The sequence below is a fragment of the Methylobacterium sp. WCS2018Hpa-22 genome, from assembly GCF_031843785.1.
Classification (GTDB): Bacteria; Pseudomonadota; Alphaproteobacteria; order Rhizobiales; family Beijerinckiaceae; genus Methylobacterium.
In genome coordinates, this window is sequence record NZ_JAVTJA010000002.1 from 212,243 (window position 1) to 222,921 (window position 10,679).

The window sequence follows — 10,679 nt, forward strand, 5'->3', positions numbered from 1 at the left end:
AGCCTGGATCCCCTCCGCGAACCGATGACCTGGACCACTGTCTTCCATCCGCCGGATACGCTCGTGGTGTTGGGCCTCGCCCTCGCCATCGAGGCGGCGGCCGGCTATCCGGACCGGCTCTACAGGGCGCTGGGCCATCCTGTCACCTGGATCGGCTGGGTGATCGCCCGGCTCGACCGGTCCCTCAATACGGGCAGCGAGGCGAGACGGCGCGCGGCCGGGATAGTCGGCCTTCTCGCCCTCCTGGCGGTCGTCGGGGCGATATCGATCGGGGCGACGGTGCTGGCCGCCGTGTCCGGTCACCTGTCTGCCCTGATCCTGCTCGGCCTCGTCTGCGCGTCCCTGCCGGCGCAGCGCAGCCTCCACGATCATGTCGGCCGTGTCTCCTCGGCGCTCCGCTCCGAGGGGCTGGCTGGCGGACGGCGCGAAGTCGCGATGATCGTGGGGCGCAACCCGGAGAGCCTCGACGAAGCCGGCATCTGCCGCGCCGCCATCGAGAGCCTATCGGAAAACTTCTCCGACGGGATTGTGGCGCCCGCGTTCTGGATCGGGATCGGCGGCCTGCCGGGGGGGGCGCTCTACAAGGCGATCAACACCGCCGACAGCATGATCGGCCATCGTACGCCCCGCCACGAATCCTATGGCTGGGCCTCGGCCCGCCTCGACGATCTCGTCAACCTCCCGGCCTCTCGGCTCTCGGCGGGGCTGATCACGGCGGCCGCCCTCCTCCATCCCGGCGCCTCCGCGGCCGGTGCGTACCGGGCAATCCGGTGCGATGCGGGCCGGCATCGCTCGCCCAATGCCGGCTGGCCCGAGGCCGCAATGGCGGGCGCGCTCGGCCTGAGGCTGGCGGGGCCGCGTATGTACGGCTCCGAGATCGTCGACGATTCCTGGATGGGCGACGGACGGGCGGAGGCGGGCCCTCATGATGTGGAGCGGGCGCTGGCCCTGTATCGCATCGCCTGCGCGCTGCTTTTCGGATGTGTCGTCCTTGGCGCATCGATACTCAAAGCTGTTTTTCTATAATTCCGATCACCGACATTCGAAGGGGCACCCGGCAATGACACGGACTGGTCTTCTGGCGATGCTTTTCCTTCACGGAGCCGCCGCGCCGGCCTTGGCAGCGGGGGGTGGCCAGCACGACCTCGTGCCCGTCGATCCGCCCTACACGATGACGTCCGGCCTGAAGGGCAAGGACGGCAAGCCCGCCAAGGACATCAGCGGCATCGCCTGCATGCCCCCACGGGAGGGCAAACGCCGCTGCCTCGTGGTCAACGACGAGAATACCGGCGCGCAATTCATCACCATCGACGGGCACACGATCACGCCCGGCGCCGATATAGACCTCGTCGGCGGTGGACCGAGCCCGAACACGCTGGGAACCCCGCCCTCGAAGAACGGATGCTCGGGCGGCGAGGGCAAGTTCGACGATCTCGACGGCGAAGGCGTCGCCTATGCCGCCCCGTATTTCTACGTGGTCGGTTCGCATGGCTGCTCGCGCGGCAAGGCGAAGTTCAAGCTCTCCACCTTCGTGCTGGCGCGCATCAGGGTCGACGCGGCCGGCGAGCCGGTGGGAGCGAGTGCAGTCGAGACCACCTACCGCCTCGGTGACGCCCTCGGCCTGGCAGAGACCGTCAGCGCCTACTACACGCAGGATCTCCAGACCGATGACGGCGACGCTACGCCCAACGGCCTCAATATCGAGGGCGTCGCCGTCGATGGAACACGCCTGTTCGCCGGGCTGCGCGCACCGTCCCATGACGGCAAGACCTTCATCGTCGAGGCGGATGTCGGGGCTCTCTTCGCGCAGGGGCACGAGCCGCTCAAGGCCGCCCCTCAGGTGATCCCCCTCACGGTCGGGCGTGGGGCCGGGATCCGCGATCTCGCCATCCTGCCCGACGGGCGGCTCCTCGTCCTCACCGGGCCGGCTCAGGGGCAGACCGACGTGCCCTACAGCCTGTTCGCGGCCGGGGCCTCCACCAACGCGAAGCTAGAGCCGATCGGCCATCTCACCGGGGCGGAAAAGGGCGCCAAGGCGGAGGGCGTCGCGGTGCTGGGCGACAAGCGCATCCTGGTGATGTTCGACAGCGTCAAGGATGGCGGACCGCTCGAATACAAACTTCCCTGACAGCCTTTGTCGTTCAGGCGGCGTGTGGGGCGACGACCGGCGCGGCGACGCTGCGGCGGACGGCGTCCCGGCACAGGGCGGACACAACCGCGACTATCGAGCTCGCCCCACAGGCGAGTTTGAGCGCGGGCCCAGGCAGCACCACGGTGGGCAGCCAGGAGCTCGGCCCCGTCTCACGAGTGAGGCGCGTCGACCTCCGGCGGCGACGGCGTCTCGGGCTACTTCCTCATGGCTCGTGCCTTGCGCGGGAGCCCGATCGGTCGAGCCTATGTTGGGGAACTGCTAGCGCGCCAAGGCGAACAGTCGGTCGCAATCGACATGCGCCTCGACATGTCGCGCGAGGGCATCGAGGACACGCTCGACTTCGCCTTCGTAGGAATGACCGTCGGAGGCCGCTCCCAGGCGCGCGAGCCAGGCGGCCCGCTGCCGGTCGTCGGCGAAGAGGCCGTGAACGTAGGTGCCGCAGACCCGCCCGTCGCCAGAGACCGCACCGTCCACCCGTCCGTCGGCGAAGCGTAGCAGCGGTGTCACCGTGTCCGCACCGGCCGTGTCGCCCACATGCATCTCGTAGCCGCTGAACGGCAGGTCGTCGGAGAGGCTCCGCCCGCTCACCGCCTCGAGGCGCTTCAGCGGCGTCATCACCGTCTCGACGTCGAGCAGGCCGAGCCCGGCGACGCTGCGCGGCTCGCCCTCGATCCCGTGCGGATCGCTCAACGTCCGGCCCAGCATCTGGTAGCCGCCGCAGAGGCCGAGCACATGGCCGCCCCGGCGCAGATGCGCGCGGATGTCGATGTCCCATCCCTCGCGACGGAGGGCGTCGAGATCGTCGATCGTGGTCTTCGAGCCCGGCAGCAGGACGAGGGCGACGTCGCCCGGAATCGCCTCGCCGGGCCGGACCAGCACGACCTCCACCTCCGGCTCCGCCCGTAGCGGATCGAGGTCGTCGAAATTGGCGATGCGAGGGAGAACCGGCACCGCGACGCGAATGCGCGTCCGGCCGGAGGAGGCGGAACCGGCGAGCCCCAGCGCATCCTCGGCGGGCAGGCGCGCGGCTTCAGGGAAATGCGGCACGAGGCCGAGGGCGGGCCAGCCGGTCGCCGTGGCGACGATCTCCATGCCGTCAGCGAACAGGCTCGGGTCGCCGCGAAACCGGTTGACGAGGAAGCCCACGATCATCGCCGCATCCTCGGGCGCGATCACCGCCTTGGTGCCGACGAGGCTGGCGATGACGCCGCCCCGGTCGATGTCGCCGAGCAGGATCACGGGCGTGTCGGTGGCCCGCGCAAAGCCCATATTAGCGATGTCGCCCCGTCGCAGGTTGACCTCGGAGGCCGAGCCGGCGCCCTCCACGATGACGAGGTCGGCCTGGCCCTTCAGATGATCAAAACTTTCGAGCACGGAGGCCAGGAGACGCGGCTTCCAGGCCTGGTAATCTCGCGCCTTCGCGGTGCCGACCATCCGGCCCTGCACCACCACCTGCGAGCCGGTCTCGCTCTGGGGCTTCAGCAGGACCGGGTTCATGTGGATGGAGGGCGCCACCCCGCAGGCCCGCGCCTGCAGCGCCTGGGCCCGGCCGATCTCGCCGCCATCGGCGGTAACGGCCGCGTTGTTGGACATGTTCTGCGGCTTGAACGGCCGCACGGCGAGGCCGCGCCGCGTGAAGGCGCGGCACAGGCCGGCCACGATCAGCGACTTACCGACATCCGAGCCGGTGCCCTGGATCATGAAGGCGCGGGCGGTCATGCGATCGGGTCTCGTCCGGTGTGCCGAGGGGTGTCGGCGAGCCCTAGCACGACCGCGTCAGGGCCGCGACGGCGGGCCGGCGACGCAGGCGGTATCGAGAGGCCGCGCGGCCCGGCGGAAATCGAGGATGGCGGAGGCGTAGGTCTCGACGACCTCCGAGAACGGCACCCGCTCGGCCGTGAACAGGACGGCCCGATGGCTGAACAGCCGGTCCGGAATCGCGAGCGGCGCGCAGGCGGGATCGGGCGGGGCCGCTTGGTCCCAACCGGGCGGCAGAGGCTGCCAGAGACGGTCCGCCCCGATGGTCTGGCGGGTGGTGCCCAGCGCCTGGACCGCCCTGCCAAAGGGTGTATCGGTCGTCTCCAGCAGGCGGTTCATCTCCGGGTTCAGTCGCTCCGGCACGTACCAATTGTCGGCCTCCGACAGAACGTGATTCCCGCAGGCGAGCCGGACCCGGCGATATTTCAGGACGGTTTCGGGTCCGGCGGCGAGGCGGCGGCGCGTCTCTTCCGAGGCGGGCTTGTCCACATCGCGCAGGAGGGTCGCCGTGAGCCGCGGGTCCGTCGCCATGCCGTGCTCGAAGCACCAGCCTTCGAGGGTCGCGGTGGCGCTGCGGCTCGCCAGGAGCCGCGCATTGAGCCCCTCCATCACCGCCAGCGCCTCGACGCGGGCGAGATAGGTGTCCGGCCAGGATGTGATGGACTCCGCGGAGGCCGCACCGGCACCGGACAGAAGAAGCGTGAGCGGAACGAGGCAGCGTCGGAAGCCGCGACGGAACACAACCCAAGGGAGATTCCGCGATACCCTATACACGTTGATGAAGCCGTGCATAAGTTGCGGGACCGAAGCCCGCGACGCTAGGCGATCTCTCGTGGAGCTCATCTTTCCCATCGAGTTCCTCGTCAGCGGCACACCGGTCTCGTTCCAATCGGCCCGATCGAGTTCCAAATCGCAATGGAAGCAGAAGGTCCGAGCGGCAAGCGACGGCTCCTTGCCCGAGAATCACTTCGCCTGCGAGGGTAAACTCGCCGTGACGCTGTTCTACTTCCCCGTCGGCTCCGTGCAGGGCGATGTGGACAATATCGTCAAACTGGTTCTCGATGCCCTCAACCAGCACATCTACATGGATGATTCTCAGATCGAACGGGTGGTCATCCAGAAGTTCGAACCGCAGCGGGTGTTTTCGTTCACGCAGCCGAGCCCCGTCCTGGCGGCGGCCCTGTCGGCACAGAAGCCGATTCTATACGTAAGGCTCTCGGACGATCCATTCGAGGAACTGGCATGAGCGGCATGGAACCAGAACGGCCGGTCCTCGACCTCATCATCCCGACACTCATGGATGCCGGCTACGAGGTCTATACTCACCCTTCCCGCCAGCTTCTGCCATCCTTCATGGGCGACTACGTTCCCGACGCGATTGCGCTCGGAAAACCCAAGAATCTCGCGATCGAGATCGTGCGGGATGGCTCGCGATCGGGAAGCCAGGAAAGAGTCGCTGACCGGTTCCTCGGTGTCGCCGATTGGGAACTTCGGATCTACTACGCTCGCTCCGGCGGCGGCGTACCCGCCATCGACGGCGTGACGCCCGACATCATTGACCGCACGATCGCGAAGGTCGAGGCTCTCATCGCAGCCGGCCAGATGGAGGCCGCTCTGCTGCTTGGCTGGTCGACCTTCGAAGCCATCGGGCGGGCCTTGATTCCGGACCGCCTGTCGCGATCTCAATCGTCCGCACGGCTGATCGAACAGCTCGCGGGCGAAGGCATCGTAACGCCCGACGAGGCGGATCGGCTTCGCCCCATGGCGAGCCTGCGCAACGCCGTCGCCCACGGGGCCCTGCAGCGAGACCTTGATCCCGCCGCCCTGGAGGATTTCGTCGCTACGCTGAAGCTCGTCCTCCACGAGAATCAGCCGGTCGGCGGCGTGGCCTGACCGCGCCCAGCAGTCAGAACTCGATCCCCTCCTGCGCCTTCACGCCGGCCGAGAAATGGTGCTTCACGCTGCCCATCTCGGTGACGAGGTCGGCGGCCTGGATGAGGGCCGGCTTGGCGTTGCGGCCGGTGACGATGACGTGGAGGTCGGGCCGGCGCGCCCGGAAAGCCGCCACCACGGCGTCGATGGGCAGATAATCGTAGCGCAGGGCGATGTTGAGTTCGTCGAGGAGGACGAGGCGGATGGTCGGGTCGGCCATCAGCTCCTCGGCCTTGGCCCAGGCATGCTCGGCCGCCGCGATGTCGCGGGCCTTGTCCTGCGTCTCCCAGGTGAAGCCCTCGCCGAGCGTATGCCATTCGATCCGGTCGCCGAAAGCCTTCAGCGCGTGCTTCTCGCCCGTATCCCACCCCCCCTTGATGAACTGGACCACGCCAACCCGCCAGCCATGGCCGAGCGCCCGCAGGACGAGGCCGAGCCCGGCCGTGGTCTTGCCCTTGCCAGGGCCGGTATTGACGATGAGCAGGCCCTTCTCGATCGTCTTGGCCGCGACCTCGGCGTCCTGGACGGCCTTGCGCTTCTCCATCTTCTCACGGTGCCGTTCGGCCTCCGGGTCGCTCGTGTCTGAAACGCTCATGCGCTCGCTCCGGGTTGGGGTTTCACGATCATCGGCAGTCCCGCCACCATGAACACCACATGGTCGGCCCGCGCGGCGAGGCGCTGGTGCAGGCGCCCGGCCGCGTCGCGGAAGCGGCGGGCGAGCGCGTTGTCCGGTACGATGCCGAGACCGACCTCGTTGCCAACGAGTACCACTGGCCCCGGCGCGCGACCGCAGGCCTCGATCAGCGCGGCGCTCGCCGCCTCGATATCGGCCTCGGACAGGATCAGGTTGGTAAGCCATAGGGTCAGGCAATCGACCAGCACCGGCCCGTTCGCCGCGGCGACGGCCTCGGCCAGATCGATCGGCACGTCCCGGGTGATCCAATCCGCCGAGCGGCGCGACCGGTGAAGGGCGACGCGCTCCCGCATCTCGTCGTCCCAGGCCTGCGCGGTGGCGAGGTAGAGCCACGGCGCCGGGTGGGCTTCCACGAGGCGCTCCGCGTGCAGACTCTTGCCCGAGCGCGCGCCGCCGAGGACCAGTGTCATTCTTGGAGAAGGCTGCCGCATGGCTCCCTTTAGCGCGAAACCGCCCTGCCCCGTCAAAGCCGGTAAAACGCTTTGGCAGCGCGTTGTCAGCGGTCGCGCGAGCGCGTAGAAGCGAAGTTCGGACGGTGCCCCGGCGACGGGGTGAAAAGGGAATGCGGTGAGGGCTCGCGCCTGAAACCGCAGCTGCCCCCGCAACTGTGAGCGGAGACGGGCCTGCCATCGGCCACCGGAGCGATCCGGGAAGGCGGCAGGACCGGATGACCCGCGAGCCAGGAGACCTGCCTTCCGAAGGGGACATTGTCCTCCCGCTCTATCCTCGAACGCCGCCGGCGGGGCGGCCGGAGACCTGACACGATGACCACGAACACCCTCGCCCTCACCGGCACCCGCAGCAACGAGCGTCTCGGCGCAGTGCTCATGGCCGCTTTCCTCGGCCTCGGGCTCGTCTTCATGGCCGGCTTCGCCCCGGCGATGGCGCTGCACAACGCGGCCCACGATTTCCGGCACGCCCAGAATTTCCCCTGCCACTGACCGCCTAGCGCTCAGCCAGGACCTGATTTCATGATGATCCGACTCGTGTCGGCGGCCCTGGTCGCCGGCTTCCTGGCGGCTGTCGTCGCCACGGGCTTGCAGCTTGCCCTCACCTCGCCGCTGATCATCGCGGCCGAGCGTTACGAGAGCGGCGAAGCCACGGCGCCAGCCGCGCAATGGATGCCGCGCGGCGTCTCCCCGGCCTCCCTCATCGTGCCCGTCCATTCGGGCCACGACCATGGCGGCAAGGACCATGGCGGCAAGACGGACGGTGTCGAAGGCGGCGAGGTCGCTCCGGCCTGGCAGCCCGGCCCCGGCCTTCCCCGGATGGTCTTCACCGCCCTCGCGACCCTGGTCGGCGGCGTCGGCTACGCCCTGTTGCTGGGCGCGGCTCTCATTGCCTGTGGGCGCGAGCCGAGCCCGGAAACCGGCCTGCGATTCGCCATCGCGGGGTTCCTCGCCGTGGCCCTCGCCCCGGCCCTCGGTCTGCCGCCTGAACTGCCCGGCATGGAGGCGGCGCCGCTCGCCGAACGCCAGTTCTGGTGGATCATGACCGCGGCCGCCACCGCCATGGGGCTCTACCTCATCGCGATCCGCCGCTCCTCCATCGCCATCGCTGGAGGGCTCGTGCTTCTCGTCGCGCCGCATCTGGCAGGCGCTCCGGAGACGAGCCACACTGCCTCCGCCCTGCCCCCGGGCTACGCGGCCCAATTCGCCGCTCGGTCGCTCGGCATCGCCTTCGTGTTCTGGGCGGTGATCGGCCTCGCCTTCGGCTGGGCCTGGAACAGCGTCGGGCGCAAGAGCCCGACGACGTCGCATGCCTGACGAGGACATCCAGGCCGGCAGACCGGTCGTACTCTATGTCTGCGCCACCTGCCGCACGGCCGGCGACACATCCGAGCCCCGTGCCGGGGCCCGCCTCGTCTCGGCGCTGCGCGATGCGGTGACGGAAGCCGCCATCGAGGGCATCGCGGTCGAGAGCGTGGAGTGCCTGTCGGTCTGCAAGCGCCCCTGCACGGTCGCCGTGGCGTCGGAGGGCCGCTGGACCTACGTCTACGGCGATCTCGACCCGGTCGAATCCGCCAGAACCATCCTCGCGGGCATCGGCCTGTACGCGGAGACGCCCGACGGCATCGTGCCCTGGAAGGCGCGGCCGGAGGCGTTCCGCAAAGGCGTCGTCGCCCGCATTCCCCCGTTTCCTCCGCCCCGCGCGGACAGAATTCCGGACGCCGCCGAATGAGCATCGTCGAGAAGATCCCCTGCACCATCGTCACCGGCTTCCTCGGAGCCGGGAAGACGACCCTCGTCCGTCACCTCGTGGAGAATGCCGGCGGTCGTCGGCTCGCCATCATCGTCAACGAGTTCGGCGATATCGGCTTCGACGGATCGTTCCTGGCCGCCTGCGGCATCGAGGGTTGCCAGGACGAGGACATCGTGGAGCTGGCCAATGGCTGCATCTGCTGCACCGTGGCGGACGATTTCGTGCCCGCCCTGAACAAGCTCCTCGACCGCGCCGACCCGCCGGAGCACATCCTCATCGAGACGTCCGGCCTCGCTCTGCCGAAGCCCCTGGTCCAGGCCTTCCACTGGCCGGCGATCCGCTCGCGGGTGACCGTGGACGGGGTGATCGCGGTGATCGACGGCCCGGCCGTCGCTGCCGGCTTCTTCGCCGACGATCCGGCAGCCCTCGCCGCCCAGCGGGCCGACGATGCCAGCGTCGATCACGACAACCCGCTGGAAGAGGTGTTCGAGGACCAGCTCCTCTGCGCCGACCTCGTGGTGATGAACAAGGCCGACCTCCTCGACGACGCCGGCAAGGCCAAGGTCCGCGCCGAGGTGGAGCGCCAGCTGCCGCGCGCGGTGAAGATGGTCGAGGCCGAGCATGGCCGCCTCGATCCGCGCGTGATCCTCGGTCTCGGCGCCGCCGCCGAGGACGATCTCGACGCCCGCCCCTCCCATCACGGCGAGGGCGAGGACCACGATCACGACGATTTCGACTCCGTGGCCATTGCCGTGCCTGCCACGGCGAGCGCCGAGGATCTGGCCTCCCGCGTCGCCCGCGCCGCCGAGACCAGCGGCGTCCTGCGGATCAAGGGCTTCGCCGAGGTCACCGGCAAGCCGATGCGCCTCGTGGTCCAGGGCGTCGGTGCCCGTATCGCCCATCATTACGACCGCCCCTGGCGGGCGAGCGAGAACCGCGACGGCCGGCTCGTGGTCATCGGGCTGAAGGGTTTCGACCAGGGGGCGGTGGCAGCCGCCCTGGCGGGGTGAGCGCGTTGACCGCCCGACGGATCCTGGCTCACGGGTGCCGCGGCCTCGTGGCCGCGTCCGGCCTGGCGGCTCTCGCGGCGATCGGTGGCTGCTCGGATTCACGCCCACCCAAACCGGAGTTTCAGGCCTCGGACAGCCGGGCGATGGCACGCCTCGCTCCGGTGGCCCGCCCACTGGCCCAGACGAGCGATGCGAAGCTCGCCTATACCCACGACCTGACCATCGGGTTACCGCCCCAGCGGGTGAACGCGCATTTCGAGGCGGCGCGCGACCGCTGCCTGAACGAGGCAGCCCTGAAATGCGTTCTCGTCGCTGCGTCCGTCGACGATGGCCGCAGGCCTGCGGGCCGTCCGCAGGCGCAGGTTCAGGTCCGACTGCCGCATGAGTCCGTCGCGCCCTTCATGGCCTTCGTCACGGCGCCCCTCCCCGGCGAGGCGACGGGTGACGTCGTGCTCCGGAGCCAGTCGACGCGTGCCGACGACCTGACGGACGCCATCGAGGATGGCGGCCGGCGCTTGGCCCAGCTCACCGCCTATCGCGCCCGGCTCGACGCGATCGCTGCACGGCCCGACCCGCGCGTGGAGGATTTGATCCGCATCGCGCAGGAATTGGCGCAGGTTCAGTCGCAGATCGAGGAAGCCGATGCCAAGCAGCGCGGCCTGAACCAGCGCGTCGACACGGAGCTCGTCTCCATCGCCCTACGCTCCGACGAGGCGAGGGCCGGGCCTCTCGCCCCCGTGGAGGAAGCCTGGGCCCAGGCAGGCCAGACCTTCGGCGAGAGCGCCGGATCGGCCTTGCGTTTCGTCGTCGCCGGCCTGCCATGGTTACCGCTGGTGCTGATCGGCGTGCTTCTCCTTCGGGCGCTGTGGCGCCGGCGCGGTCGCCAAAGCGCCGTGACCGAGCGGACGTCCTCCAGGGCACAGCCATGACG

13 protein-coding genes and 1 riboswitch are annotated in these 10,679 nt (G+C 69.3%); of the genes, 9 read left to right on the top strand and 4 right to left on the bottom strand.

All coding sequences use genetic code 11. The annotated features are described in order from the left end of the window. Window positions 1–24 precede the first annotated feature (24 nt). Window positions 25–1,026 (top strand): adenosylcobinamide-phosphate synthase CbiB, encoded by a 1,002-nt coding sequence (gene cbiB / locus RQI43_RS03465; protein ID WP_311274213.1) that lies wholly within the window; start codon window positions 25–27, stop codon window positions 1,024–1,026. Window positions 1,027–1,084: 58 nt separating this feature from the next. Then, complete coding sequence (locus tag RQI43_RS03470) at window positions 1,085–2,128, top strand: DUF3616 domain-containing protein (protein ID WP_311274214.1); 1,044 nt, start codon at window positions 1,085–1,087, stop codon at window positions 2,126–2,128. Between the two features lie 282 nt (window positions 2,129–2,410). On the opposite strand, the gene RQI43_RS03475 is transcribed toward RQI43_RS03470, so the two are convergent. Both RQI43_RS03475 and RQI43_RS03480 read right to left on the bottom strand, forming a co-directional pair. Further along, window positions 2,411–3,871 carry a cobyric acid synthase gene (locus RQI43_RS03475; RefSeq protein ID WP_311274215.1) on the bottom strand — a complete coding sequence of 487 codons (1,461 nt, stop codon included), beginning with the start codon at window positions 3,869–3,871 and terminating at the stop codon, window positions 2,411–2,413. Between the two features lie 57 nt (window positions 3,872–3,928). After that, window positions 3,929–4,651, bottom strand: a complete 723-nt coding sequence (locus tag RQI43_RS03480) for a hypothetical protein (RefSeq protein ID WP_244477878.1) — start codon at window positions 4,649–4,651, stop codon at window positions 3,929–3,931. A gap of 91 nt (window positions 4,652–4,742) precedes the next feature. Between RQI43_RS03480 and RQI43_RS03485 the strand changes: the two genes are divergently transcribed. Both RQI43_RS03485 and RQI43_RS03490 read left to right on the top strand, forming a co-directional pair. Then, window positions 4,743–5,156: a RusA family crossover junction endodeoxyribonuclease gene (locus tag RQI43_RS03485; RefSeq protein WP_311274216.1), complete on the top strand. Its 414-nt coding sequence runs from the start codon at window positions 4,743–4,745 to the stop codon at window positions 5,154–5,156. Next, on the top strand, window positions 5,153–5,803 hold the full coding sequence (locus RQI43_RS03490) for a hypothetical protein (protein WP_311274217.1): 651 nt from the start codon (window positions 5,153–5,155) through the stop codon (window positions 5,801–5,803). The genes RQI43_RS03485 and RQI43_RS03490 overlap by 4 nt, the downstream gene beginning before the upstream one ends. A 13-nt stretch (window positions 5,804–5,816) precedes the next feature. On the opposite strand, the gene cobO is transcribed toward RQI43_RS03490, so the two are convergent. Both cobO and cobU read right to left on the bottom strand, forming a co-directional pair. Then, window positions 5,817–6,437 carry a cob(I)yrinic acid a,c-diamide adenosyltransferase gene (cobO, locus tag RQI43_RS03495; protein ID WP_311274218.1) on the bottom strand — a complete coding sequence of 207 codons (621 nt, stop codon included), beginning with the start codon at window positions 6,435–6,437 and terminating at the stop codon, window positions 5,817–5,819. Beyond that, window positions 6,434–6,946 carry a bifunctional adenosylcobinamide kinase/adenosylcobinamide-phosphate guanylyltransferase gene (gene cobU, locus RQI43_RS03500; RefSeq protein ID WP_311274219.1) on the bottom strand — a complete coding sequence of 171 codons (513 nt, stop codon included), beginning with the start codon at window positions 6,944–6,946 and terminating at the stop codon, window positions 6,434–6,436. The genes cobO and cobU overlap by 4 nt, the downstream gene beginning before the upstream one ends. Before the next feature lie 106 nt (window positions 6,947–7,052). Continuing rightward, a riboswitch (cobalamin riboswitch) is annotated at window positions 7,053–7,247 on the top strand. A gap of 53 nt (window positions 7,248–7,300) precedes the next feature. Between cobU and RQI43_RS03505 the strand changes: the two genes are divergently transcribed. From RQI43_RS03505 to RQI43_RS03525, 5 genes are read left to right on the top strand one after another with little or no spacing between them, the layout of a single operon-like run. Next, on the top strand, window positions 7,301–7,477 hold the full coding sequence (locus tag RQI43_RS03505) for a CbtB-domain containing protein (protein ID WP_207410167.1): 177 nt from the start codon (window positions 7,301–7,303) through the stop codon (window positions 7,475–7,477). 30 nt (window positions 7,478–7,507) lie between these two features. Continuing rightward, entirely contained in the window at window positions 7,508–8,302 is a 795-nt protein-coding gene (locus tag RQI43_RS03510; RefSeq protein WP_311274220.1) for a CbtA family protein, read from the top strand. Further along, window positions 8,295–8,717, top strand: a complete 423-nt coding sequence (locus RQI43_RS03515) for a DUF1636 domain-containing protein (protein WP_311274221.1) — start codon at window positions 8,295–8,297, stop codon at window positions 8,715–8,717. Before RQI43_RS03510 ends, RQI43_RS03515 begins: the two co-directional genes overlap by 8 nt. Continuing rightward, the gene (gene cobW / locus RQI43_RS03520; RefSeq protein WP_311274222.1) at window positions 8,714–9,748 is read left to right on the top strand and encodes a cobalamin biosynthesis protein CobW; all 1,035 of its coding nucleotides are present in this window, start codon (window positions 8,714–8,716) and stop codon (window positions 9,746–9,748) included. Before RQI43_RS03515 ends, cobW begins: the two co-directional genes overlap by 4 nt. After that, a complete protein-coding gene (locus RQI43_RS03525) occupies window positions 9,745–10,677 on the top strand; it encodes a DUF4349 domain-containing protein (protein WP_405030545.1) in 933 nt (310 codons plus the stop codon). Before cobW ends, RQI43_RS03525 begins: the two co-directional genes overlap by 4 nt. Window positions 10,678–10,679: the final 2 nt, after the last annotated feature.